The sequence below is a fragment of the Streptomyces sp. NPDC085900 genome (genome assembly GCF_044540925.1).
GTDB lineage: Bacteria > Actinomycetota > Actinomycetes > Streptomycetales > Streptomycetaceae > Streptomyces > Streptomyces gilvifuscus.
Genome location: NZ_JBITSP010000007.1, coordinates 108,429 through 132,164 on the forward strand (window position 1 = coordinate 108,429; position 23,736 = coordinate 132,164).

At 71.6% G+C, this 23,736-nt stretch carries 23 protein-coding genes and 1 tRNA gene; 3 read left to right on the forward strand and 21 right to left on the reverse strand.

Translation table 11 applies throughout. The features are described from left to right. Nucleotides 1–2 precede the first annotated feature (2 nt). The 10 genes from ACIGDI_RS24480 to ACIGDI_RS24525 all read right to left on the reverse strand — a co-directional run bounded on the left by ACIGDI_RS24480 (nucleotide 3) and on the right by ACIGDI_RS24525 (nucleotide 9,334). Nucleotides 3–1,361: an ABC transporter permease gene (locus ACIGDI_RS24480; protein WP_399900266.1), complete on the reverse strand. Its 1,359-nt coding sequence runs from the start codon at nucleotides 1,359–1,361 to the stop codon at nucleotides 3–5. A 37-nt stretch (nucleotides 1,362–1,398) separates the two neighbouring features. Continuing rightward, nucleotides 1,399–2,343, reverse strand: coding sequence for an ABC transporter ATP-binding protein (locus ACIGDI_RS24485; protein ID WP_399900269.1), 945 nt, complete (start codon nucleotides 2,341–2,343; stop codon nucleotides 1,399–1,401). Between the two features lie 216 nt (nucleotides 2,344–2,559). Next, entirely contained in the window at nucleotides 2,560–3,057 is a 498-nt protein-coding gene (locus ACIGDI_RS24490) for a hypothetical protein (protein ID WP_399900271.1), read from the reverse strand. 9 nt (nucleotides 3,058–3,066) lie between these two features. Further along, the gene (locus tag ACIGDI_RS24495; protein WP_399900274.1) at nucleotides 3,067–3,912 is read right to left on the reverse strand and encodes an EamA family transporter; all 846 of its coding nucleotides are present in this window, start codon (nucleotides 3,910–3,912) and stop codon (nucleotides 3,067–3,069) included. Then, nucleotides 3,909–4,451 (reverse strand): YbaK/EbsC family protein, encoded by a 543-nt coding sequence (locus ACIGDI_RS24500; protein ID WP_399900276.1) that lies wholly within the window; start codon nucleotides 4,449–4,451, stop codon nucleotides 3,909–3,911. The genes ACIGDI_RS24495 and ACIGDI_RS24500 overlap by 4 nt, the downstream gene beginning before the upstream one ends. A gap of 10 nt (nucleotides 4,452–4,461) precedes the next feature. Continuing rightward, complete coding sequence (locus tag ACIGDI_RS24505) at nucleotides 4,462–4,647, reverse strand: DUF397 domain-containing protein (protein WP_399900279.1); 186 nt, start codon at nucleotides 4,645–4,647, stop codon at nucleotides 4,462–4,464. After that, nucleotides 4,644–5,489 carry a helix-turn-helix domain-containing protein gene (locus ACIGDI_RS24510; protein WP_399900282.1) on the reverse strand — a complete coding sequence of 282 codons (846 nt, stop codon included), beginning with the start codon at nucleotides 5,487–5,489 and terminating at the stop codon, nucleotides 4,644–4,646. Before ACIGDI_RS24510 ends, ACIGDI_RS24505 begins: the two co-directional genes overlap by 4 nt. Nucleotides 5,490–5,645: 156 nt before the next feature. Next, nucleotides 5,646–6,200: a cysteine hydrolase family protein gene (locus ACIGDI_RS24515; RefSeq protein WP_399900285.1), complete on the reverse strand. Its 555-nt coding sequence runs from the start codon at nucleotides 6,198–6,200 to the stop codon at nucleotides 5,646–5,648. A gap of 189 nt (nucleotides 6,201–6,389) precedes the next feature. Continuing rightward, nucleotides 6,390–8,612, reverse strand: coding sequence for an MMPL family transporter (locus tag ACIGDI_RS24520; protein ID WP_399900287.1), 2,223 nt, complete (start codon nucleotides 8,610–8,612; stop codon nucleotides 6,390–6,392). Nucleotides 8,613–8,740: 128 nt separating this feature from the next. Continuing rightward, nucleotides 8,741–9,334: a TetR/AcrR family transcriptional regulator gene (locus ACIGDI_RS24525; RefSeq protein WP_399900290.1), complete on the reverse strand. Its 594-nt coding sequence runs from the start codon at nucleotides 9,332–9,334 to the stop codon at nucleotides 8,741–8,743. Between the two features lie 156 nt (nucleotides 9,335–9,490). On the opposite strand from ACIGDI_RS24525, the gene ACIGDI_RS24530 reads away from it, so the two are divergent. Then, a complete protein-coding gene (locus tag ACIGDI_RS24530; protein ID WP_399900292.1) occupies nucleotides 9,491–12,736 on the forward strand; it encodes a S41 family peptidase in 3,246 nt (1,081 codons plus the stop codon). 103 nt (nucleotides 12,737–12,839) lie between these two features. On the opposite strand, the gene ACIGDI_RS24535 is transcribed toward ACIGDI_RS24530, so the two are convergent. The 4 genes from ACIGDI_RS24535 to ACIGDI_RS24550 all read right to left on the reverse strand — a co-directional run bounded on the left by ACIGDI_RS24535 (nucleotide 12,840) and on the right by ACIGDI_RS24550 (nucleotide 16,421). Beyond that, nucleotides 12,840–13,025, reverse strand: coding sequence for a hypothetical protein (locus ACIGDI_RS24535; protein ID WP_399900295.1), 186 nt, complete (start codon nucleotides 13,023–13,025; stop codon nucleotides 12,840–12,842). A gap of 89 nt (nucleotides 13,026–13,114) precedes the next feature. Next, nucleotides 13,115–13,999, reverse strand: coding sequence for an SDR family oxidoreductase (locus ACIGDI_RS24540; RefSeq protein WP_272177616.1), 885 nt, complete (start codon nucleotides 13,997–13,999; stop codon nucleotides 13,115–13,117). Beyond that, a complete protein-coding gene (locus ACIGDI_RS24545) occupies nucleotides 13,996–14,913 on the reverse strand; it encodes an alpha/beta fold hydrolase (protein ID WP_399900298.1) in 918 nt (305 codons plus the stop codon). Before ACIGDI_RS24545 ends, ACIGDI_RS24540 begins: the two co-directional genes overlap by 4 nt. After that, nucleotides 14,910–16,421, reverse strand: coding sequence for a flavin-containing monooxygenase (locus tag ACIGDI_RS24550; RefSeq protein WP_399900301.1), 1,512 nt, complete (start codon nucleotides 16,419–16,421; stop codon nucleotides 14,910–14,912). The genes ACIGDI_RS24545 and ACIGDI_RS24550 overlap by 4 nt, the downstream gene beginning before the upstream one ends. A gap of 152 nt (nucleotides 16,422–16,573) precedes the next feature. Between ACIGDI_RS24550 and ACIGDI_RS24555 the strand changes: the two genes are divergently transcribed. Then, the gene (locus ACIGDI_RS24555) at nucleotides 16,574–17,212 is read left to right on the forward strand and encodes a MerR family transcriptional regulator (protein ID WP_399901159.1); all 639 of its coding nucleotides are present in this window, start codon (nucleotides 16,574–16,576) and stop codon (nucleotides 17,210–17,212) included. A 130-nt stretch (nucleotides 17,213–17,342) separates the two neighbouring features. Here ACIGDI_RS24555 and ACIGDI_RS24560 read toward each other — a convergent pair whose 3' ends face one another. Next, nucleotides 17,343–18,143, reverse strand: coding sequence for an exodeoxyribonuclease III (locus tag ACIGDI_RS24560; RefSeq protein ID WP_272177614.1), 801 nt, complete (start codon nucleotides 18,141–18,143; stop codon nucleotides 17,343–17,345). A gap of 135 nt (nucleotides 18,144–18,278) precedes the next feature. Here ACIGDI_RS24560 and ACIGDI_RS24565 point away from each other — a divergent pair, with 135 nt between their 5' ends. Beyond that, a complete protein-coding gene (locus ACIGDI_RS24565; RefSeq protein WP_399900305.1) occupies nucleotides 18,279–18,755 on the forward strand; it encodes a GNAT family N-acetyltransferase in 477 nt (158 codons plus the stop codon). Between the two features lie 175 nt (nucleotides 18,756–18,930). Here the strand turns inward: ACIGDI_RS24565 and ACIGDI_RS24570 are convergent. The 6 genes from ACIGDI_RS24570 to glp form a co-directional block, all read right to left on the reverse strand. Beyond that, nucleotides 18,931–19,004, reverse strand: a tRNA-Ala gene (locus ACIGDI_RS24570). A 121-nt stretch (nucleotides 19,005–19,125) separates the two neighbouring features. Continuing rightward, nucleotides 19,126–20,397, reverse strand: coding sequence for a gephyrin-like molybdotransferase receptor GlpR (gene glpR / locus ACIGDI_RS24575; protein WP_399900308.1), 1,272 nt, complete (start codon nucleotides 20,395–20,397; stop codon nucleotides 19,126–19,128). 172 nt (nucleotides 20,398–20,569) lie between these two features. Continuing rightward, nucleotides 20,570–21,250, reverse strand: coding sequence for a GNAT family N-acetyltransferase (locus ACIGDI_RS24580; protein WP_399900312.1), 681 nt, complete (start codon nucleotides 21,248–21,250; stop codon nucleotides 20,570–20,572). A gap of 20 nt (nucleotides 21,251–21,270) precedes the next feature. After that, a complete protein-coding gene (locus ACIGDI_RS24585) occupies nucleotides 21,271–21,819 on the reverse strand; it encodes a molybdenum cofactor biosynthesis protein B (protein WP_399901162.1) in 549 nt (182 codons plus the stop codon). Then, complete coding sequence (gene moaC, locus ACIGDI_RS24590; RefSeq protein ID WP_399900314.1) at nucleotides 21,804–22,283, reverse strand: cyclic pyranopterin monophosphate synthase MoaC; 480 nt, start codon at nucleotides 22,281–22,283, stop codon at nucleotides 21,804–21,806. The genes ACIGDI_RS24585 and moaC overlap by 16 nt, the downstream gene beginning before the upstream one ends. A 130-nt stretch (nucleotides 22,284–22,413) precedes the next feature. Continuing rightward, nucleotides 22,414–23,736: a gephyrin-like molybdotransferase Glp gene (gene glp, locus ACIGDI_RS24595; protein ID WP_399900317.1), complete on the reverse strand. Its 1,323-nt coding sequence runs from the start codon at nucleotides 23,734–23,736 to the stop codon at nucleotides 22,414–22,416.

Genomic DNA, 23,736 nt, shown 5'->3' on the forward strand with positions numbered 1-23,736 from the left:
AACTATCCCTTCGAGGTGGTGTCGAGCAGCTCGACGTTGCCGTCGAACTGCCACAGCGGGTTCGGCGCGTCCCCTGTCGGGGTCCGCACCAGGAAGTAGCCGTTGACTTCCTTCGGCCCGTCGCCGTCGGCGACGAACCGCCCGTCCGAGGTGACGTCGAGCTGGTAGATGGCCTGGCCCGGCACCGGGACGCCGGGAAGGTGCCAGGTGACGACGCAGCGCCAGTCGTTGCCCGCGCCGCTCTGGGCACCCTGGCCGTCGCTCTTGGTGCAGGCCGCGGTGGAACGCAGCCGGGCCTCGGTGACGGCGGGGCGGCGCAGCTGTTCGGTCTGCAGGCGGTACAGGTGCGCGAAGGCGGTGGCCACCGAGGCCTGGACCTTGTCCCGCGTGATGCCGGAGCCGGTGGAGGGGGTCGAGACGGCGACCACGGCGACGGTGAGGGCGGTCAGGCCGGCCAGGGGCAGCAGCCCGAGGGTGATGGCGCGGCGCCCGGCACCGTCGTAGGCGAGGTCGGTGAAGTCCCGGCGCAGGAACAGCAGATACGCCAGCGCGGTCGCGAGCAGCGCCCACACCAGGCTCACCGCGACGCCGATCAGCAGCGGGGCGAGCTGGGCCGGGCTGGTGAACAGGCCGTTCCAGGAGATGAAGGCGTAGCCGGGCAGGGCGAGGCGTACGGCGACCGGCAGCGGCAGCATCTGGGCGACCTGCATGCCGAGGGCGACGAGCGGGGGCAGCAGCAGGCCCGTCGGGGACCGGCCCAGCGCGACCGAGCCGAGCAGGCCGATGGCGGCGAGGGCCAGGGTGGGGGCGAGGGCGGCGGCCCAGGCGAGCAGGACGCGTACGGCGGTGTCGGAGGACGCCAGCCGGTGGCCGTCGAGGCCGACCAGGGGCTGGTCGCCGACCGAGGCGAGGCCGCCGGCCGTGCTGGAGACGGCCAGTCCGGCCACCAGCAGCAGGATCACGGTGAGGCTGGCCAGGGACTTCGCCACGAAGATCCGGCGGGGTGAGCGGACGGCCACCAGCAGGTGCCGCCAGGTGCCGAGCCGGTCCTCGGAGGCGAAGACGTCGCCCGCGACCAGGGAGGTCAGCAGCGGGAGCGCCCAGGTGCCGGCGAAGCCGAGCATCACCAGCGGTCCGGCCCACCCGGTGGCGTGCATCCAGCGGCCGAAGAGGGTGTCGGAGGGCAGGGTGCTCTGCCCGCCCACGCCGGCGACGAAGACGCCCGGCGCGATCCAGCAGGCCAGCACCAGCAGGCGGATGCGCCACTGCGAGACCAGTTTGACCAGTTCGAAGCGGTAGCCGCGCGGGACGGAGACGGGCCGGGTGCCGACAACCTTGTCGTGGGCGACGGTGGCGGTCATCGGCCGGCCTCCTGACGCTGGTCGGTGAGGGCGGTACTCATCTGCCGGCCTCCTCGCGCTGGTCGGTGAGGGCGAGGAAGGCGGCCTCCAACGGCGAGACCACGGGGGCCAGTTCGCGGACCGCGACGCCCGACCGGACGATCGCGGCCACCAGTTCGTCGAGTGCGGGCACGAGCGCGCGCAGGACGAGCGTCTCGGCGCCCTGCCGCGTCCCCGGGTCGTCGACGATCCGGATGCCGGCCGTCTCGGCGGCCAGCCGGCGCGCGGCCTGCGGGTCGGACGTGCGCAGCCGGTAGTCGAGTTCGCGGTTCTCGGCGGCGAGCTTGGCCGGCGGGCCGGAGAAGACGACCCGCCCGGTGGCGAGGATGGTGACCTCGGAGCACAGGGCCTCCAGGTCGTCCATACGGTGGCTGGAGAGCACGACGGCGGTGCCGTCCGCGGCGAGCCGGGCGAGGACGCCGTGCACATGTCGCTTGCCGGCCGGGTCGAGGCCGTTGGCGGGCTCGTCGAGGACCAGCAGCCGGGGCCTGGCGAGCAGGGCGGCGGCGAGCCCGAGCCGCTGGCGCATTCCGAGGGAGAAGCCGCGGGCCCGGTCGTCGGCGACGTCGGTGAGGCCGACCTGGTCGAGGGCTTCGTCGACCCGGGCCGTGCGCGGGTCCTCGCCGCGCAGCCGGGCCAGCGCGGCGAGGTTCTGCCGGGCGGTCAGCGAGGGGTAGAGGCCGGGCCCGTCGACGAACCCGGCGACCCCCTCGGGCACGCCGAACGCCCGCCCGACGGGCACGCCGAGGATTTCGAGGCCGCCCGCGTCGGCGACGGCCAGGCCCAGCAGCAGGCCGAGCAGCGTCGTCTTGCCGGCACCGTTCGGACCGACCAGGCCGTGGATCCGACCCTGCGTCACATCCAGGTCGACGGCGTCGAGCGCGACGACGTCGCCGAAGCACTTGGTGACCGCGCGGGCCCGGACTGCGTGGAGTGTGTCCATGAGTCCCTTCTTCCGGAATCCGTCGGGACCCTAGGGACGGCACACAACCCAGGCACAGACGGCCGGCTGAACGTTGGTGGAACGGATCGTCAAGGCATCGACAAATCGTGTGCACGACAACCCGATACAGACGCGTGCTTGGCCAACGCTTGGCGAAACGTTCCGGACAACGTTGCCGGGTTCTCCTCCGGAGGCGGGCCCGAGCGGGCGGCGCCGCTAACTCGCGTGCATCGGGGACGTCCAGAAGGTCACCGTCGGCCCGTAGGAGCCGTCCTCCTCGTCGCTCACCTCGACCGTGATCTCCCGGTGGGGATGGCGCGCGGACAGGACTCCCTGCCAGCACTCCCCGAGAGCCAGGGCGAGTTGGGGCAGTTCCTCCCCGAGGCGGTCGTCGTCCGTGAGGGCGGTGTTGCCGAAAGCGGCCCACAACTCGACGTGGTTGACGACGGCCTCGACGCGCTGCCGTTCCTGGCCCGGTTTCGTGAACCAATCGTCGACGGCCGCCCGGCTGAAGCGCTCCTTGAGGAACACGCAGCCCCGGTACTCGACCGTCTCCGGGCAGAACAGCCAGGCCGCCGCCAGGACGAAACGAAGCCCGCCCTCGTAGTCGAGATAGTGCACCGGGGATAGCTCCTCGTCCTTCCACTCGGTGCGCCAGCGCCTGAGGAACGCCGGCAGCTCACGCTCGGACCAGGCCCGTTCACCGCTGCTCACGCGCACCGCCTAACTCGCGTGCAGCATCAGGCCGATGCCCGCCACCAGAAGGCCGGCGGCCATGATGCGGGGGGCTCCGAAGCGTTCCTTGAAGAAGACCGCGCCGATCGCCGCGCCGACGATGATCGACGACTCGCGCAGGGCTGCGATCGGGGCGAGTTCCGCCTTGGTCTGGGCCCACAGGACGAGCCCGTAGGCGAGGACGGACAGGGCGGCGCCCAGCAGGCCCACGGCGGCGAACGGCCGCAGGACGGCGAGGAAGTCGCCGCGCAGGCGGGTCAGCGCGTACGCCGGGATCGCCACGCCCTCCACGGCCATCAGCCAGGCGATGTACCCGAGGGAGGAGCCCGAGGCCCGTACGCCCAGCCCGTCCACGACCGTGTACGCGGCGATGGTCAGCCCGGTGGCCAGCGCCGCGCCGATCGCCGCCCAGTTCGGCCGGCGCCCGCGCAGCCCCCACAGGGCGACCCCGGTCAGTCCCGCGCAGGACAGGGCGATCCCGGCCGCCGCCCACCCGTCGGGCACCTCGTGCGCGAAGACCGCGGCCAGAACGGTGACCACCAGCGGCGCGGTGCCGCGCGCGATCGGGTACGCCTGCCCGAAGTCACCGAGCCGGAAGGACTTCATCAGCAGCACGTAGTAGGCGGCGTGGATGACGGCCGAGAAGATCAGGTACGGCCACGCGGCCGCCGCCGGGACCGGCACGAACGGCGTCATGGCCAGCCCGATCAGCATCCCGCCGCCCGCGATCAGCGTGAACCCGACCAGTTTGTCGGTGATCCGGTGGGCGATCGCGTTCCAGCTGGCGTGCGTGACCGCGGCGAACAGGACCGCCGTGGCGACCAGCGGGGTCACGACGCCGGCTCGCGCACGTCCACCAGCGTCGCGCCCGCGTGGGCGATCAGTTCCTTGGGCTCCATGGGGAAGACCGTGTACGGCGTCCCGGCGGCGGCCCACACCACCTCGTGCGCGAGCAGCGACCGGTCGGCCAGCACCCGGGTCCGCGTACGGTGCCCGAAGGGCGGTACGCCGCCGATGGCGTACCCGGTCGTCTCCCTGACGACGTCCGCCTTCGCCCGCGTCACCTTCTCGACGCCGAGCTCCTCCCGCACCCGCTCGACGTCCACCCGGGACGCCCCGTCCATCAGCACCAGTACCGGCACGCCGTCGGCCGCGAAGATCAGTGACTTGCAGATCTGGCTCAGCTCGCACCCGATCGCCGCCGCGGCCTCGGCCGCGGTGCGGGTCGCGTCCGGAAACCGGCGGACACGGCCGTGCAGGCCGTCCAGGCCCAGCTCGCGCAGGGCGTCGGCGAACCGTGGGTGGACTGCGGAACCATCGGTGGCATCAGCACTCGTCATGCACGGCACGCTAGCGGTGGGTGTACCGGACATGCGACCGAGTTCAGCGCGACACGTGGGTGAGGAAGGCGGTCCAGGTGGTACGGGCGACGGCGAGGCGCGCGGCCTGCGGGGTCTTGGAGTCGCGGATGTGGATCGTGACGGGAGTGACGGCGACTTCGACGCAGTCGCCGGGTTCACTGCTGTCGCTGTAGCTGCTCTTGAACCAGCGGAGTTCCGTAGTGCTCATAGTCTCCCCAGCACTTGCTCGACGAAGGCCAGCGACTCTTTCGGCGTGAGAGCCTGCGCCCGGATCATCCCATAGCGCAGTTCGAGGATCTGAAGATCACGATGACTTGAGACGGGACGGCCGTTGAACGCTCCGTCGGAGCGTCCGATGGCAGTGCCGTCACCGAACTTCATCACGTCGATCAACCCCTGCATGCCTGCGTGGTCCTCACGCTCGGTCGGCATCACCTGGAACGTGACGTTCCTCGACTGCGCCACCTCCAGGAGGTGTTCGAGCTGTCGGCGCAGCACCATCCTCCCGCCGATCGGCCGCTCCAGTGTCACCTGTTCCTGGACGAATCCGAGCGTCGGAGCGGGGTCACGGTCGAAGATCGCCTTACGGGACATGCGGGCGGCCGTCTCCCGTTCCACCACGTCCGCCGTGAGCGCGGGCTGATGTGTCTCGAACAGGGCCTTCGCGTACTCCGGCGTCTGCAGGAGGCCGTGGATGTTGTGGTTGCGATAGAGGAGCACCTCGATCGCCCGCTCCTCCATCTCGGCCAGCTCCCGCACCTTCTTCGGATACCGCGCCTTCCGCATGTCGTCCATGAACGCCCGCAGATGACCCTGCGCCTTGAGGACCGTGTCCGCCCTGTCCAGGAACTCCGGGCGCGGAATCCGCTGGCCCCGCTCCATCTTGCGGACCATGTCCTCGCCGTACCCCATGAGTTCACCGAACTCGGCAGGCCGCATACCCGCGCCTTCGCGGCACACCTTCAGCAGGTGCCCCACGGCCTGCACGACCGGCTCGATCTCGTCCCCCGGTTCCACGTCCCAACCGGCCTCGTCCACGCCCTCGTTCATGACCACCTCCAACGCGCCCCGTACCCGGACGGCATCGCGGACAGCCGGGACAGTCCGAGACAAACGCCGGACAGTCACGGGTCACTCACGCTCCGTCATGGATCACGGTAGGTGGAGACGGTCACTCCGGGTGACGGGAACCGGGAAACCGGCGTCTCAGCCGCCGAACTTCACGTCCTTGGTGTCCGTCACCGCAGCCTTGCGTCCCGGCGCCCCCTGCCAGCGCCAGTACAGGTTCGTGTGGGCGATGACCTGCTCCGGCGGCGGGGCGCCCCACTCGCTCTGGTCGTTGGCGGTGTGCGCGTCGGCGACGAGCGTGACGTCGTAGCCCCGTGCGAACGCGCCGTGGATCGTGGACCGGATGCACGCGTCCGTCTCCGCGCCGGTGACGACGAGATGGCCGACGCCCGCCTCGGCGAGGACCTGCTCCAGGTCGGTGGCCTCGAAGGAGTCGCCGTAGTTCTTGTGGACCAGGGACTCGGAGTCGCGGCGCGGCAGCTCGGGGACGTACCGCCAGTCGTCGCTGCCCTTCTCCAGGCCCTCATCGGAGTGCTGGACCCAGACGACCGGGACGTCCTCGGCGCGGGCCTTGTCGACGAGGGACGCGATGTTCGCGACGACCGCGTCCCGCTCGTACGCGGACGCGACGACGCCCTGCTGGACGTCGATCACCAGCAGGGCGGTGTGGGGTCGTTCGGAGAGTGTGGTCATGCCGCCACGTTAGGGGGCGCCACTGACAACGGCCCGTCGCCTGCGGCGCTCCGCGAGCGGGCCGGCCGCCGCGCCGAGGGAGACGCCCCGCGCAACGAGGGAGCGGCCTCCCGAGCCCGGGGTGCAGCACACTGCACCACCGCGTCCGGAAGGCCGCCCGTCATCCGGCACTCACACCTTCAGAGGCCCTCAGGCCTTCACCAGCTCCCGGTCCTCGTCGGGATCGGTGTCCCGGTCGGCGCCCCCGGCGGCGTCGAGGGTCTTCAGCCCCTCGCCCTCGACGTCCACGTTGGGCAGCGCCCGGTCCAGCCACTTCGGCAGCCACCAGGCCCGGCGGCCGAGCAGCGCCAGGACCGCCGGGACGATGGCCATGCGGACGATGAACGCGTCGAAGAAGACGGCGATGGCCAGGCCGAAGCCGATCATCTTGATCATGGACTCGCTGGAGGTGATGAAGCCTCCGAAGACGGCGATCATGATGACCGCGGCGGCCGCCACGACCCGCGCGCTGTGCCGGAATCCGGTGACCACGGCCTGGCCGGGCGTCTCGCCGTGGACGTACGCCTCCCGCATACGGGTCACGAGGAACACCTCGTAGTCCATCGCCAGGCCGAAGACCACGCCCACCATGAAGATCGGCATCATCGACATGATCGGGCCGGTCTGCTCCACCCCGAGCAGGCCGCCGAGCCAGCCCCACTGGAAGACCGCGACCACGGCGCCGAGCGCGGCCAGCACGCTGAGCAGGAAGCCGAGGGCCGCCTTCAGCGGGACCAGGATCGAGCGGAACACCGCGATCAGCAGCAGGAACGCGAGACCGACGACCAGGCCCAGATACGGGATCAGCGCGTCGTTGAGCTTCTGCGAGAAGTCGATGTTCATGGCCGTGGTGCCGGTGACCAGGGCCTTCGCGCCGGTGTCGGCCCTGACGTCCGCGCCCTTGTCGCGGATCGCGTGCACCAGGTCCTCGGTCTGCGTGGAGGACGGCTTGGATCCGGGGACCACGGTGATCATCGCGGTGTCACCGGCCTTGTTGAACACCGCCGGGGTGACCGTGGTGACGTCCTTCAGGCCCTTGATGTCGTCGGCGACACGGTTCGCCGCCGCCTTGGGGTCGTCGCTGCCCTTGGCGTCGACGACGATCATCAGGGGGCCGTTGAAGCCGGGTCCGAAGCCCTCCGACAGCAGGTCGTAGGCGCGCCGCTGGGTCGTGGACGTCGGCTGCGAACCGTCGTCGGGCAGGCCCAGTTCCAGCTGGGTGGCCGGGACGGCGACCGCGCCGAGGCCGACGACGCCGAGCAGCAGTACGGCGGCCGGGCGCCGTACGACGAAGCTCGCCCAACGCTCGCCCAGGCCGGGTCCGCCGGAGCGGGCGCCGTCGGTCTTGCGGCGCTTCTCACCCGCCGGCCTGACCTTGCGGCCCGCGTAGCCGAGCAGCGCCGGGATCATGGTCAGCGCGATGAGGACGGCGACCAGGACGGTGGCGGCCGCCGCGAGGCCCATCTTGGTCAGCATCGGCACGCCGACCACCGACAGGCCGGCCAGCGCGATCACGACCGTCAGGCCGGCGAAGACCACCGCCGAGCCGGCCGTGCCGGCCGCCCGGCCGACCGCCTCCTCGCGGCTGCGGCCCTCGGCGAGTTCGCCGCGGTAGCGGGAGACGATGAACAGCGCGTAGTCGATGCCGACCGCGAGGCCGATCATCAGGGCGAGGGTGGAGGTCGTGTCGCCGAGGTCGAGCGCCTTGGCGAGGGCGGTGATGCCGGAGACACCGATGCCGACGCCGATGATCGCCGTCAGCAGGGGCAGTCCGGCCGCGACGAGTGAGCCGAGGGTGATGACGAGGACGACGGCGGCGATGGCGAGGCCGACGACCTCGCCGGCCGCGCCCGGTTCGGCGCCCGCCTGCAGCGCGTCACCGCCGATCTCGACGGTCAGCCCGGCGTCCCGCGCCTGCTGGGCGGTGTCCTCCAGTGCGGTGCGGGAGGCGTCCTTGAGTTCCATGCCGGACTTGTCGTACCGCACGGACGCGTACGCCACCGTGCCGTCCTTGCTGACGGCGTGCGCGGTGTACGGGTCGGCGACGGAGGTCACCTCGGAGCCGTCGGCCAGCTCCTTCACCGTCTTCTCGACGGTCGCCTTGTTGGCGGCGTCGGTCATCTTCTCGCCGCTGGGCGCCTTGAAGACGACGCGGGCGGTGGCACCGTCGGAATTGGAGCCGGGGAAACGCTGGTCCAGCAGGTCGAAAGCCTTCTGCGCTTCCGTGCCCGGGATGGAGAAGGAGGTGGAGCCGGCGGCGGGCGCGTTGGCCGCGGCGACGCCGGCGAGCGTCAGCAGCGCCACCCAGAACAGTGCGACGAAGTGCCGTCGCCGGAAGGCGAACCGGCCGAGTCGGTAGAGGAACGTGGCCACGTGGGCGTACTCCCGGTCAGGTCGTGGGGTGTTTCGGAGCAGGGGTGATCGCCCGGCGGGGAGGCATGGGCGACCGTCCCGACGACTTGAGCGGTGACGTCAGGTGGTGGGGAGAGTGTGGGGAGGGGTCAGACGCCCAGGGCCGGAAGGACCACGGCGTCGATGTACGACAGAAGGAACGCCTGCGTCGGCGGCTGCTCGTCGATCATCGTGCGGGCGGCGAACCCGCCGATCATCATGTGCATCACGTAATCGATCGCGGGGTTGTCCGCACGGACCTCGCCCCGGTCGATCGCCCGTTGCAGCACCCGGCGGAACTCGGCCATCTCCGGCTCGATCAGATACTCCCTGAACGCCTTCAGCAGGTCCGGATTGCCATGGATGGCCATGGCCAGACCTCGCATCAGCGCGGAGTTCTGCTCCATCTCGCAGTCGTCCGAACGCATGGTCAGGGCGTGCAGGTCGCCCCTGAGCGACCCGGTGTCGATCCCACCGAGGTCGAAGCCCCGCTTGTTGTGCCGCACCGCCTTCGCGACCAGCTCGGCCTTGCCGCCCCACTGGCGGTAGAGCGTCGCCTTGCTGGACTTGGTGCGGGCCGCCACGGCGTCCATGGTGAGGGCGTCGTAGCCGACCTCCCTGAGCAGTTCGAGCACGGCCTCGTACAACTCGGCCTCGCGCTCGGGCGTGATGCGACTGCGACGCGCGGTTGTCACCTCGGTCATGCCACTCGCCTTCCCGCTCGGGACGTTCGTTTCTTTGTACGTTCATGAAGATACCCCCCTACCGAGCGAAACGAAACCGTTTCGTACGTGTCTTGCCTCACGAACATGAAGGGCACATAAGTTGCCCGGCCCGATTTGCCGGAAAAACATGAGGAGGTGAGCTATCTGCGCCTGCCGCACCTGAGCGGTGACCTGTTGTGCTTCGTCGCCGAGGACGACCTCTGGCTGGCCCCCCTCGACGGCCCCGGACGCGCCTGGCGCCTCACCGTCGACCGCACGAAGACCGGCCATCCGCGCTTCTCACCGGACGGCGGCACCATCGCGTACACGAGCTGGCGCAGCCTGGTACCGGAGATCCACGTGGTGCCGGTGGACGGCGGCGGGCCCGGCAGACAGCTCACCCACTGGGGTTCCGCCGACACCCAGGTCTGCGGCTGGACCCCGCAGGGCACCATCCTGGCCGTCGCCTCCCACGGCGAGCCCTTCTCCTACTTCACCTGGGCCTACAAGGTCTCCCCCGACGGCGACCCCGGCCGCAAGCTCCCCTGGGGCCCGGTATCCGACATCCAGGTCGCAGAGATCGACGGCGAGCGCAAGAGCCTGCTGCTCACCGGCACCCCGCCGCACGAGCCGGCCGCCTGGAAGCGGTACCGGGGCGGCGCGACGGGCCGGCTGTGGTTCCACGGCGAACGGCTGCTCGACGGCCTGGAGGGCCACCTGCACTCCCCCATGTTCGTCGGAGGCCGGATCGCCTTCCTCTCCGACCACGAGGGCATCGGCAACCTGTACTCGTGCGCGTACGACGGCTCCGACCTGCGCCGCCACACCGATCACGACGCCTTCTACGCCCGGCACGCCTCCAGCGACGGCACCCGGGTGGTCTACCAGTGCGCCGGGGACCTGTGGATCGTCGACGACCTCGCCGCCGAGCCGCGCAGACTCGACGTGCGGCTGAGCGGGCCGCGCGCGGGACGCCGTACCTACCAGGTGCCGGCCGGACAGCACGTCAACGGCCTCTCCGTCGACGAGACCGGCCGCGCGAGCGCCGTCGTCGTACGCGGCAGCCTGTACTGGCTGACCCACCGCGACGGACCGGCCCGCACCATCACGGACACCCCCGGCGTGCGGGTCCGGCTCCCCGAGATGCTGGGCTCGACCGGCCAGGTCGCCTACGTGACGGACGCGGAGGGCGACGACGCCGTCGAGATCGCCCAGCTGCCGCGCGCGAGCGGCGACCGGGAGCCGCGCCGCCTGGCCTCCGGCGAGCTGGGCCGCGTCCTGGAGCTGGTCTCCGACCCCCGGGGCGAGCGCCTCGCCATCGCCTCGCACGACGGGCGCCTGCTGCTGATCGACGCAACCGAAGGCTCCAACGGCGAGGTGACCGAGCTGATCCGGTCGGTCAACGGCCCCGTGCGGGACCTCGCCTTCTCGCCGGACGGGGGGTGGCTGACGTGGTCGCACCCGGGGATCGGCCGGACCCTGCGGCAGATCAAGATGGCCCGCATCGCCGCCAAAGGCCGGGCGGAGCGGTTGGTCGTGGACGTGACCAACGGCCGCTTCGAGGACGAGAACCCGGTGTTCACCAGGGACGGCCGCTATCTGGCGTTCCTCTCCTGGCGCGGCTTCGACCCGGTCTACGACGTCCACACCGGGGACCTGTCCTTCCCGCTCGGCTGCCGTCCCTACCTGGTCCCGTTGTCGTCCGCGACCCCCTCCCCCTTCGCGCTGAACCCGGAGGGCCGACCGGCCGCCGGCGGCCTGGACCCCGTCGACGAGGAGGAGGGCGACGGCGCGGTGACCGTGGAGGTCGAGGGGCTGGAGAACAGGGTCACGCCCTTCCCGGTCGCCGCCTCGAAGTACTCGGCGCTGTATCCGGTGGCGGGCGGCGGGCTGGTCTGGCTGCGCTGGCCGATCTCGGGCGCGCTCGGCGAGACCTTCGTCAACCCGGACGACACCAGCGGCCGGCCGACGCTGGAGCACTTCAACATCAGCAAGGCCAGGAAGTCCGAACTGGTCGACCACCTCGACTGGTTCGCGGTCAGCGGCGAGGGCACCCGCCTGGTGGTGGTCGACGAGGGCGATCTGCGCGCGGTCCCCTCCAGTGAGTCGGGCGACGGCGACACGACGGTCTGGATCGACCTGCGCCGCATCCTGCACGAGGTCGACCCGGCGGCCGAGTGGCGCCAGTCGTACGAGGAGGCGGGCCGGCTGATCCGGGCCTACTTCTGGGACCCGGGGATGTGCGGGGTCGACTGGACCGGAGTGCTGGACCGGTACCGTCCGCTGGTCGAACGGGTCGCGTCCCCGGACGAGTTCGCCGACCTGCTGCGCGAGGTGCTGGGCGAACTGGGCACCTCCCACGCCTACGTCACCGCCGCCCGCCGCAACGAGGGGCCGCCCCACTACCAGCGCCGGCAGGGCCTGCTCGGCGCCAACTTCGTGCGCAGGGATGCGGGTTGGGTGGTCAGGCGGATCCTGCCCGGCGACCCCTCGGACTCCAAGGCACGCTCCCCGCTGGCGGGCACGGGAATCCGGGAGGGCGCCGTCCTCACCCATGTCGACGGCCGGCCGGTGGACCCGCTGACCGGGCCGTATCCGTTGCTGGCGGGCGCGGGCGGGACGACCGTCGAGCTCACCTTCACACCCGCCGAGGGCGAGGCGGGCCGCTCGCGCCGGGTCGCCGTGGTCCCCCTGGTCGACGAACGCCCCCTGCGCTACCAGGACTGGGTGGCCAAACGCCGGGCGGTGGTACGGGAGTTGAGCGGCGGCCGCTGCGGCTACCTGCACATCCCGGACATGGGCGGCTCGGGCTGGGCCCAGTTCAACCGGGACCTGCGGATGGAGGTGTCCCGCCCCGCCCTCATCGTCGACGTGCGCGGCAACGCGGGCGGGCACATCAGCGAACTGGTGGTGGAGAAGCTGACCCGCACGATCATCGGCTGGGACCTGACGCGCAACGCCCAGCCGGTGTCGTACGCCTCCAACGCCCCGCGCGGCCCGGTGGTCGCCCTCGCCGACGAGGCGACCTCCTCCGACGGCGACATGATCACGGCGGCCTTCAAACTCCTGAAGCTCGGCCCCGTCATCGGCCAGCGCACCTGGGGCGGAGTGGTCGGCATGACCGGCCGCCACGAACTGGGCGACGGCACGGTGATCACGGTCCCGATGAACGCGGCGTGGTTCGACGCGTACGGCTGGGGCGTGGAGAACCGGGGCGTGACCCCGGACGTGGAGATCCTCCGCACCCCCCTCGACTGGGCGGAGGGCCGCCACGCCCAACTGGACGACGCGGTCCAACTGGCCCTGCAACTCCTGGAATCCAACCCCCCGGCAACTCCCCCGGACTACTCGAACGTCCCGGACAGATCCCGCCCCAAGCTCCCTCCCCGCACAACTCCCTAGCATCGAAGGGGCGCGGGGAACCGCGCACAGAACGGCAGAGTGGGGCACCCCGCAAACGCAGGGCACCCCACTCCGACCTCACCGGCGAACGCCGGCGCAGCGACTAGGCGTCGAAGTCCTCTTCGAGCCGGTCCTGCTCCTCGCGCATCCGCTCGGGCTGCTCGTCACGCATGCGGTCCCGGTCCTGCCGGCCACGCTGCTGGCCCTGCTCCCTGGCCTCCTGGGCCTTCTGCTTGGCCTGCTGCTTCCACTGCTCCGACTGGTCCTGGAACTTGTCCTTCATACCCATGTGGGTTCACTCCCGTATCGAGTGGGGGGAAGAGCCCCTGAGCGGGGCCTTCATCAGATTCACACGGGCGGACACAGCGCGCATTTCGATCAGTTACGGTGCGTAGCGCGGGCCTCCTCGTCTGCCGCCCCACCTGCGCCGACGAGCCCCTGCCGCATTCCCGCCAACCGGGGCGCGAACCGCTTCATCTCCCGCTGTCCGACCGACCCGATGATGCCCGGAAGGTATCCGCGCACGCCCTGCATCCCGCGCAGCCACCACTGCCCGTAGACATGGCTGGAGCGCCGCTCGATGCCGGCCACGAGGCGGTCCACGGCCGGGCCCAGCGGATAGGTCTTGTTGGAGGGCCACGGCAGCCGCTGCCGCAACTCCCGCATGACCTCGTCCTGGTCGGCGCCGCGCACCATGTCGGTGTCGGTCCACGACAGATAGCCGACGCCGACCCGCACGCCCTTGTAGCCGACCTCGGCCCGCAGGCTGTGCGCGTACGCCTCCACACCGGACTTGGAGGCGCAGTACGCGGTCATCATCGGCGCCGGGGTGATCGCGGCGAGGGAGGCGATCTGCAGCAGATAGCCGCGGCTCTCCATCAGAACGGGCAGGAACGCGCGGGCGGTCACGGCCGACCCGATGAGGTTCACCTCGATGACCCGCCGCCACGCCTCCGGGTCGGAGTCCACGAAGGGCCCGCCGGTCGCCACTCCCGCGTTGGCGACCACGATGTCGACCTTCCCGAACCGCTCCTTGACCTCCCGCGCGACGCGGGCCATCGCCTCGTGGTCGGTGACGTCGGCGTACCAGTGGTCGCTCTCGCTGTGCAGCCGTTCGGAGACCTGCTTGAGGGCGTCCGGCTCCAGACCCACCAGCGCCACCTTGGCGCCGCGCGCCGACAGCTTGCGGGCGAGCAGCTCGCCCACACCGCGCGCGGCGCCCGTGACGACGGCGACCTGTCCTTCGAGGCTGACCTTGCTCATGCACCCTCCTTGATCGTTGCGTACGTCGTCACGAGGTCCCGGATCCGTTCGCTGACCAGCTCCGGCGCCTCGATCGGCGTCATGTGGCCGAGCCCCGGCAGCTCGGTCGAGTCCACGCAGTTCGGCAGCGCGGCCACCAGTGCCCGCGCGTGCACGGGCGGGGTGAGCCGGTCGGCGGTCCCGACGACGACGGCGGTCGGCACCCTCAACTCCCGTACGCCGTGGTCGAGATCGAGCAGGTCGAGGACGTTCGACCAGGCGTGGCGCACCTTGCGCGGACACGCGTGCACGATGCGGGCGCACGCCTCCACCATGTGAGGTGCCGAACCGGGCCCCATCGTCCCGTACTTGAGGATCCGCCGCGCGAGAGGCGTCACCGGCCCGAGCGGGGCCCGCGCCCCGAGGATGTTCCGGGTCAGCCAGGTCCGCAGCCGTCCGGGCCGCATGGGTACGACGGTCGACTCGGCGACCAGCCGCGAGGAACCGGTGCTGCACAGCAGGACGGCCGCCGCGTGCTCGCGGAAGACGGGCCGGGTCGCGGCCGCCATGACCGTCATGCCGCCCATGGAGTGACCGGCGATCACGGCCTTCTCGCCGGGCGCGAGGGTGGCCTTCAGCACGGCTTCGAGGTCGTCGGCGAGGCCGTCGGTGGTGCAGGCGGGGCTCGCCGGGCTGCGTCCGTGGCCGCGCTGGTCGTAGGCGATGACGCGGTGATCGGCGGCGAGGTCCCGGATCTGCGCGGCCCAGAAGGCGGTGGAGCAGGTCCAGCCGTGGGCGAGGACGACGGCGGGGGCGCCCTCGGGTCCGTGCACCTCGACGTGGAGGCCGGCGCCGTCGGCGGAGGTGGCGGTGAGCACGCGGACGGGGACGGGAGGGGCGTACGGCCCGGAGGAGACGTGCATGAGGCGGCTCACGCGGACACCTCCGTCTTCTCGGCCGTCTCCTCGGCCGCCGGTTGGCGCACGAGTTCGTACTCCGCTAGGTCCACCCGCCGCGTCGCCCGCCGGAACTCGGTGGTCGTACCGGGCCAGATGGTGGTGTTGCGGCCGTTGGCGTCCATGTACCAGCTGGTGCAACCGCCGGTGTCCCAGACCGTGCGCTTCATGCGTTCCTGCACCCGCAGGGTCCAGGCGGAGACGGCGCCGGGCCGGGCGTCGAGGACCGCGCGACCGCCCAGGACGTCCAGCTGCCGCAGGAAGTCGACCATGTAGTTGAGCTGCGACTCGATCATGAGGATCATCGACGAGTTGCCGAGCCCGGTGTTGGGGCCGATGACGGTCATCCAGTTGGGGAAGCCCGGCACGGAGGCGCCGCGCAGGGCCTCCATGCCGCCCTTCCAGGTCTCGGCGAGCGTCCGGCCGTCCGCGCCCACGACCCGCTCCGCGATGGGCATGTCGGTGACGTGGAACCCGGTGCCGAAGATGATCGCGTCGACCTCGGCCTCGGTGCCGTCGGCGGCCACGAGGGTGGAGCCGCGGACCTCGCTGAGCCCGCCGGCGACGACGTCCACATTCGGCTCGGCGAGCGCCGGGTAGTACGTGCTGCTCAGCAGGATCCGCTTGCAGCCGATGCGGTAGTCGGGGGTCAGCTTGGCGCGCAGGGCCGGGTCCTTGATGGCCCGGGCCATGTTCCGCTTCGCCAACTGCTCGACGAATCCGAGCTCGTTGGGGTGCTTGGTGAACGCCTGGACCTGCAACTCCCTGATGCCCCACAGCAGGCCGCGGCGGGCCTGCGCCGTGAAGGGCAGCGCCCGGTGCAGGGCCCGCTCGGCGCCGCTGATGGCCCGGTCGACGCGGGGCATGACCCACGGCGGGGTGCGCTGGAAGAGGGTGAGCCGGGAGACCTCGGGCTGGATGCTCGGCACGATCTGGATGGCGGACGCGCCCGTCCCCACCATCGCCACGCGCTTGCCGCGCAGGTCGTAGTCGTGGTCCCAGCGGGCGGAGTGGAAGACCTTGCCGGGGAAGGAGTCCAGCCCGGGGATCTCGGGGATCTTGGGGTCGGACAGCGGCCCGGTGGCGGAGACGACGAAGTCGGCCGAGAGGCTTCCGCCGGCCGTCTCGATGTCCCAGCGCAGCTTCTCGCCGTTCCAGGTCATCCGCTTCACCTCGGAGTCGAAGCGGATGTGCGGGCGCAGCCCGAAGAGGTCCGTGACGTGCTCGAGGTAGGCGCGGATGTGCTCCTGCCCGGAGAAGGTGCGCGGCCAGTCCGGGTTGGGGGCGAAGGAGAACGAGTACAGGTGCGACGGCACGTCGCAGGCGCACCCGGGGTAACTGTTGTCGCGCCAGGTGCCACCGACGCTGCTCGCCCGCTCCAGCACCACGAAGTCCGTGACGCCCTCGCGCCGCAGCCGTACGGCGGCCCCGAGCCCGCCGAACCCGGACCCGATCACCGCCACCCGCACATGCTCCCGCTCAGCCATGCCGACGCCCTTCCCTCACGCGACCATGCCAGTGAATACTGGCGCAATGGGAGGTTAGAACAGCTCCGTACCGATGGGTAGGGGGCGGGGCCAGGAAAGTTACCGCGGGTACAACGTAGGGTTCGGGCGTGGCTGACAAGCGTGAGTACCGCATGGAGGAACTGGCCCGCCTGGCCGGCATCACGGTGCGCACCCTGCGCTTCTACCGCGAACGCAAGCTGATCCCGCCACCCCGTCGCGAGGGCCGCATCGCCTGGTACGACGACGACCACCTGGCCCGTCTGCGCACGATCGCGGCGCTGCTGGAGCGCGGCCACACCCTCACCGGCATCGCGGAACTGGCGGAGGCCCTCGACCACGGCCGTGACGTCGCCGACCTGCTGGGCGTCGAGCCGACGGAGGAGGAGCCGGTCCGCCTCACCCCCGAGGAGCTCGCCGCCCGCTTCGAGGGCCAGGTCACCACGGAGAACCTCGCCGCCGCCCTCGACCTCGGCTACCTCGGCACCGACGGCGGCGAGATCGTCCACATCAGCCGGCGCCTCCTCGACGTCTCCTCCGCCCTGGTGCGCGAGGGCATCCCCCTCGCCGAGGTCCTGGAGGCCGGCGCCCGTGTCCGCGAGCACGCCGACGCCCTGGCCGAGATGTTCGCCGAACTGGTCCTGCGCCACGGCCCCGAGGAGGACCTGCACCGCCTGCGCCCGCTGGCGCGGAGCGTGGTGGAGGCGGAACTGTCACTGGCACTGGACCGACGCCTCGGACAGTCGACGACCAAACGGAAATCCGAACGGTAGAGCGTCGCAGCGGTGGCCGTCCGTGCGGGACGCCGCGGCTGATCTCGCAGCGCTGACTTTCAAGCGCTGATCTCCCGCGCTGATCTTCCGGCGCTGTGACGTTCGTCGCGTACGACGCCGGGACCGGACCTCACTCGTACACGACGGTCACCGGCGCGTGGTCCGACCACCGCTCGGCATGCGTGGCGGCCCGCTCCACGTACCCCTTGACGGCCCTGGCCGCGAGCCCGGGCGTGGCGAGGTGGTAGTCGATGCGCCAGCCGCTGTCGTTGTCGAAGGCCCGCCCCCGGTAGGACCACCACGAGTACGGCCCTTCCGCCTCCGGATGCAGCGCCCGTACGACGTCGACGTATCCGCCGTCCGCGGGATCGAGGACCCGGGAGAGCCACTCGCGCTCCTCGGGCAGGAACCCGGAGTTCTTCTGGTTGGCGCGCCAGTTCTTCAGGTCGGCCGGCCGGTGGGCGATGTTCCAGTCACCGCAGACGACGACCTCCCGGCCGTCGGCGGCGGCCCGCTCGCGCAGCCCCTTCAGATAGGCGAGGAACTCGTCCATGAAGCGGACCTTCTCGTCCTGGCGCTCGGTGCCGACCTCGCCGGAGGGGAGGTAGAGGGAGGCGACGGTGATGCCCGGCAGGTCGGCCTCGACGTAGCGCCCGCTGCCGTCGAACTCGGCAGAGCCGAAGCCGACTTGGACGCGGTCGGGCTCACGTCGGGTGTAGAGGGAGACGCCGGCCCGGCCCTTGGCGGCGGCGGGCGCGTGCACCACGTACCAACCGTCCGGGGTACGGACCTGCTCCGGCAGCTGCTGCGGCTCGGCCCGCACCTCCTGCAGACAGAGCACGTCGGCGCCGGTCCCCGCGAGCCACTCCACGAAGCCCTTCTTCGCGGCGGCACGCAGTCCATTGACGTTGACGGAGGTCACCGTCGTCACAACACTCTCCTCGACCTCATGGCCGACCTCGGCGGCTGGACATGTTGTCCGAGGTCACAGTGGGCACGCGGGAACGATACCGGCACACTGGACGACGTCCATCTCCCTACTTCGCATAGGTGTACGGTCCACAGCATGAACATACGCCGGGTCTCCTTCGACCACCCCGACGCCGTCAAGCTCAACGACGAGGTCCAGGCCGAATACCACGCCCGCTACGGCGACGGCGGCGACGCCACCTTCCTCGACCCGGCCGACTTCGAGCCGCCGAACGGCGTCTACCTGATCGCCTACGACGTGGACGGCACCCCGGTGGCCACCGGCGGCTGGCGCACCCAGGACTCCAACGGCGAGGGCAACCTCGACGGGGACGCCGAGCTCAAGCGCATGTTCGTGGTGGAGTCGATGCGGGGCCGGGGCGTCGCCCGGCGCATCCTGGCCGCCCTGGAGGAGGACGCCCGGGCGGCGGGGCGGGCCCGGATGGTCCTGGAGACCGGCACCAAGCAGCCGGAGGCCATCGCCCTGTACACCTCCAGCGGTTACGAGCCGTGCGGGAAGTTCGGCTACTACCGGCACTACGAGGCGAGCCGCTGCTTCGCGAAGGCGCTGTAGCGAGGCAGGGCGGCTGGGCAGCGGGGGCTGAGCCGAGCGGGCCGGGCAGAGGGGGCTGGGCGGAAGGTTGGTCCAGCCCAACTGCTGTGCGGGTTCCGCGGGTTGTCCGGGGTCTGTGGCCGCGGGACGTGCAAGAGCCCCTGTCGGCCATCACCGACAGGGGCTCCATGCTGCGTGGACCTGAGGGGATTTGAACCCCTGGCCCCCTCGATGCGAACGAGGTGCGCTACCGGACTGCGCCACAGGCCCTTGCAACGAGTGAAACTCTAGCACCCCGATCCGCGTGCTTGGAAATCCGTTCCGGGGCCGCCGGGCGGCAGCACCACAGGTGGGGCGGACGGCTGCGCCACAGGTGGGGCGGGTGGGGGCGCTACTCGTTGGCGGCCCGCGGCCGCTCGCCGTCCTCGTACTGGTCGAACAACGGCGTACGCCCCCGCTCCCTGGCCCGCCGCGCGGAAGCCGCCCGGCGGGCGTCACAGCGCCCGTCGTCGTCCGCCCTCGCTTCCCCGGCCTCCTCGGCCTCCTCGCCGGAAGCGGCCTCGTCCGCCGCCGCCGCGTCCCGCCGCTCGGCCCGGGAGCCGGCCTGCGCCTCCTGCTCGGGCGCGACGGAACTCGACCGCGCCGAACTCCACGCGTCCGGCGCCCCGAGGTCCACGTCCGCGGTCGCCCGCGGCGCGACCGGCGCGGTCACGTACGTCGGCAACGGCACCGGCACCGGGTCCCAGCTGTCCCCGTGCCCGGGCCGCCGTTGCCGCTCACGCTGCTGGTCGACCCACTCCGCGTGGTCGGTCTGCTCCACCAGCGCCCGCCGGTCGGCGGCGAGCGCGGACAGCCCGGGATCGGTCACGGTCTCTGGGCCTTCTTCCGGTTCTTCGGTGTCGACCTCGGCGGTCACGCGCCGGCGCGGCTGCCGCGCGCGCTCCTTGAGCCGCTGCGCCGCGGCCTCGGCACGGCGCCGGTCCATCTGGTAGGCGAAGCGGCGGCGTTCCTGGGAGCGCAGGTAGGCGATGTACCCGCTGAGCAGCACGGCGGGGACGCCGGGCGCCCAGAGGAAGGCGAGTCCGCCCACGGCGGCGACGATCGCGCCGAGCGTGAATGCGATGAAGAGCATCACGGTTGTGCGCCGACGGCGCGCGAGAACCTTCGTGCGCCGGGCGCGGGCCGCGGCCGCCTCCTGCGAGGGCGTGCGCCGCGCGATGGGCGGGCGCTTGCGCGCGGGCGCGGAGTCGGATGCGCGCGCGGGCGTGGGTTTCGATGCGCGCGCCGGGGCGGCGCTCGACGCGGCCGCCGGCGCTCCCGCCTGCTCGCGCGCCGGTTGTGCACGCCCGGGCGCCGGAGACTGCACTTCCGCGCGGGTCTGGTGCCGCGCCGGAGGCATGGCGAAGGCCCGGACGTCCACCGAGTCGGTGACCACGTCCGAAGCGTCGGCGCCGGGCTCCCCCTCTTCGGCGGAGCGCGCGCGCAGGTCCTTGGCGTACCGGCGCTCCATCCCCGCCCGTCCGGACAGCAACCGGATGGCTGTGCTGAAGCGTTCCGTCGGACGGGCCTCGTTCAGCTCGTCCTGCCTACGGAGCCACATCGGCACCAAGTAGGCGGCCCAGGCCCCGACAATGACTGCGTAGATGAGGCCGCTGCTGCTCACGCCTCACACCGTAGAGGGGTTTGCGCGAGGCCATCCGCCAATTGGGCCGGTGTGTCGCACGATCTGGCTGATATTTCGAACTTTTTTTGTGATGGATGCGATCAGCGGCCCGCCGAGGCGGCGAATTTAATGTCTTGAGGCGGTCGCGGAGCGATCAATTTCGAACACTTATTCAATTTTCTTGACTATGGGACGGCCAGGCGGGATTCCCCGGCGTGTTCTGCGGGTCCCGCGCGGTCTCTCGCGAGGCGTCGTCGGAGGTGCGCTGGGATCGTGCCCGACGCCAACGGTTGAGCAACCCGTCCGGAACCTCTTCCGCGGTGAGCGCGAAGACGAGGTGGTCGCGCCAGGCGCCGTCGATGTGGAGATAACGCGGTCGGAGTCCCTCCTCGCGGAATCCGAGTTTCTCCACGACCCGGCGACTGGGCCCGTTCTCCGGGCGAATGCAGACCTCGATGCGGTGCAGACCAACCGTCCGGAAACAGTGGTCGACGACAAGCGCCACGGACGTCGGCATCACTCCGCGCCCCGCCACCGACTCGTCCACCCAGTAGCCGATGTGCCCCGAACACATCGATCCCCAGGTGATTCCCGCGACCGTCAACTGACCGACCAGCCGCCCCTGGTACTCGATGACGAAGGGAAGCATCCGACCCGAATTCGCCTCGGACCGCAGATGCCTCACCATCTGGCGGTAGGTCGGCCGGTGCGTGATCGGCCCGCTGGGCGTGGGCGGCGGAATGGTCGCCTCCCAGGGGCGCAGCCAGTCGCGGTTGCGCCGGTTGACCTCGCGCCACGCCCGCTGGTCGCGCAGCTTTATCGGCCGGAGGACGATGTCGCCGTCCGCCAGCACGACGGGCCAGGATGGGCTGTTCAGCTCGCACCCCCACTGGTGGCGCCGGGTCTGGGATGGTCGCCGCCGCGGATCTGGTCGACGGCGTGCACCAGGAGGGGCTCCAGGACGGCCAGCCCGTCCTTCACCCCGCCGGTGGAACCCGGCAGATTGACGATCAGTGTCCTTCCCGCCACTCCGGCCAGGCCGCGGGAGAGCGCGGCGGTCGGGACCTTCTCCCTCCCGAACGCCCGGATGGCCTCCGCGATGCCCGGCACCTCGTAGTCGATGACCGAGCGGGTGGCCTCGGGCGTGCCGTCGGTGGGCGAAATGCCGGTCCCGCCGGTGGTCACGATCACGTCGTAGCCGTCCTCGGCGCCGGCCCTCAGCGCGGCCTCGACCGGATCGCCGTCGGGGACGACCTGCGGGCCGTCGACGGCGAAGCCGAAGCCTTCGAGACCCGCGGCGATCAGTGGACCGCCCTTGTCCTCGTAGACGCCGGCGGCGGCGCGGTTGGAGGCGGTCACGACCAGCGCGCGATACGGCGCGCCGTTCCCGGCGCGCGCCCCGGCGCTCACGCCCGGCTCCAGTCGCCCGACTTGCCGCCCGTCTTCTCCTCCACACGCACGTCCGTGATGACCGCTCCCTTGTCGACCGCCTTGACCATGTCGATCACGGTGAGCGCGGCGACGGAGACCGCGGTGAGCGCCTCCATCTCGACGCCCGTGCGGTCCGTGGTCTTCACCGTGGCCACGATCTCCACGGCGTCGTCCGCGACCGACAGATCCAGTTTCACACCGGACACCGCGAGCGGGTGACAGAGCGGAATGAGGTCCGGGGTGCGCTTGGCGCCCATGATCCCCGCGATGCGCGCGGTGGCGAGGGCGTCGCCCTTGGGCATGCCCTCCCCGCGCAGCAGCTCGACCACGCGCGGTGAGACGAGGACGCGTCCGCTGGCCCGCGCGGTGCGCGCGGTCACGTCCTTGCCGGATACGTCGACCATGCGGGCGGCGCCCGCCTCGTCGATGTGCGTCAGTCGGTCCTGCGTACTCATGCTGTGCGGCGCTCCCGGTCCGGGCCCCTCGCGGTGCGGCGCGTGGGCCTGTTGTGCGCGACACGGTACCCCCAAGTCGGCGCAAACAACGGACCAGGACTGCCCCATGGTCCGGCACGCGCGCGTGGGCTCAGCCGAGCAGGACGACCTCGACTTCGGTGCCGGGCTCGACGGACTCCACGTCCTCCGGGACGACGATCAGCGCGTCGGCGTGCGCGAGCGCCGCGACCAGGTGCGATCCGGCACCACCGACCGGGGCCACGGTGCCGTCCGTGTACGTCCCGCGCAGGAACTGCCGCCGGCCCTTCGGCGAGGTCAGAGCGTTGTCGGCGGTGAGGGTGGCGCGGGCCGTGGGCCGGTGGACGTCGTCGAGCCCCATCAGGGTGCGGATCGCGGGACGGACGAACAGCTCGAAGGAGACGTACGACGAGACGGGGTTGCCGGGGAGGGCGAGCAGCGGGGTGTGGTCGGGGCCGATGGAACCGAAGCCCTGGGGCTTTCCGGGCTGCATGGCCAGCTTGCGGAACTCGACGCCGCTGCCCGCCTCGTCCTCGTCCCCGACGTGCGACAGGGCTTCCTTGACGACGTCGTACGCCCCGACGCTGACGCCTCCCGTGGTGACCATGAGGTCGGCGCGCACCAGCTGGTCCTCGATGGTGGAGCGCAGCGTCTCGGCGTCGTCGGCGACCGCGCCCACGCGGTAGGCGATGGCACCGGCGTCGCGGGCGGCGGCGGTGAGGGCGAAGCTGTTGGAGTCGTAGATCTGGCCGCTGCCGAGTTGCTCGTCGGGCTGGACGAGCTCGCTGCCCGTGGAGACGACGACCACACGCGGGCGCGGGCGCACGCGCACCGTGCCGCGCCCGATCGCGGCGAGCAGACCGATCTGCGGCGGCCCGAGGACCGTGCCGGCCTCCAGGGCCCTGTCCCCGGCCTTCACGTCGCTGCCCATCGCGCGCACGTGCGCGCGTGCCTCGGCCGACCGGTACACGTGCACGTGCCCCTCGGCGCCCTCGGGCGCCAGGCTGCGGGCGCGCATCCCGGTCACCGGGCCTTCGCCGAGCCCGCCGTCGGTCCATTCGACGGGCACGACCGTCTCCGCTCCGGGCGGCAGCGGGGCGCCGGTCATGATGCGGGCGGCCTGGCCGGGCCCCACGTGGAGCAGGTCGGCCTGGCCCGCCGCGACGTCCCCGACGACGTCCAGCACCGCGGGGAACTCCTCGCTCGCGCCCGCGACATCCGCGACCCGCACCGCGTACCCGTCCATGGAGCTGTTGTCGAACGGCGGCAGCGACACCGGCACCGTGACGTCCTCGACCAGGACGCAGCCCTGCGCGTCCAGGAGGTTCAGCTCGATGGGCTCCAGGGGGCGGACGGTCGTGAGGATGTCCTCCAGGTGTTCGTCCACCGACCACAGGTGGTCCGGGCCGGTGGCGCGGGTCGCGGCGCTGCTCAA

Coding starts and splice junctions, on each gene's coding strand:
- ACIGDI_RS24480 (WP_399900266.1), bottom strand. CDS start 1,361: ATGACCGCCACCGTCGCCCACGACAAGGTTGTCGGCACCCGGCCCGTC.
- ACIGDI_RS24485 (WP_399900269.1), bottom strand. CDS start 2,343: ATGGACACACTCCACGCAGTCCGGGCCCGCGCGGTCACCAAGTGCTTC.
- ACIGDI_RS24500 (WP_399900276.1), bottom strand. CDS start 4,451: ATGTCCGGTACACCCACCGCTAGCGTGCCGTGCATGACGAGTGCTGAT.
- ACIGDI_RS24505 (WP_399900279.1), bottom strand. CDS start 4,647: ATGAGCACTACGGAACTCCGCTGGTTCAAGAGCAGCTACAGCGACAGC.
- ACIGDI_RS24510 (WP_399900282.1), bottom strand. CDS start 5,489: ATGAACGAGGGCGTGGACGAGGCCGGTTGGGACGTGGAACCGGGGGAC.
- ACIGDI_RS24515 (WP_399900285.1), bottom strand. CDS start 6,200: ATGACCACACTCTCCGAACGACCCCACACCGCCCTGCTGGTGATCGAC.
- ACIGDI_RS24525 (WP_399900290.1), bottom strand. CDS start 9,334: ATGACCGAGGTGACAACCGCGCGTCGCAGTCGCATCACGCCCGAGCGC.
- ACIGDI_RS24535 (WP_399900295.1), bottom strand. CDS start 13,025: ATGGGTATGAAGGACAAGTTCCAGGACCAGTCGGAGCAGTGGAAGCAG.
- ACIGDI_RS24540 (WP_272177616.1), bottom strand. CDS start 13,999: ATGAGCAAGGTCAGCCTCGAAGGACAGGTCGCCGTCGTCACGGGCGCC.
- ACIGDI_RS24550 (WP_399900301.1), bottom strand. CDS start 16,421: ATGGCTGAGCGGGAGCATGTGCGGGTGGCGGTGATCGGGTCCGGGTTC.
- ACIGDI_RS24555 (WP_399901159.1), top strand. CDS start 16,574: ATGGAGGAACTGGCCCGCCTGGCCGGCATCACGGTGCGCACCCTGCGC.
- ACIGDI_RS24565 (WP_399900305.1), top strand. CDS start 18,279: ATGAACATACGCCGGGTCTCCTTCGACCACCCCGACGCCGTCAAGCTC.
- moaC (WP_399900314.1), bottom strand. CDS start 22,283: ATGAGTACGCAGGACCGACTGACGCACATCGACGAGGCGGGCGCCGCC.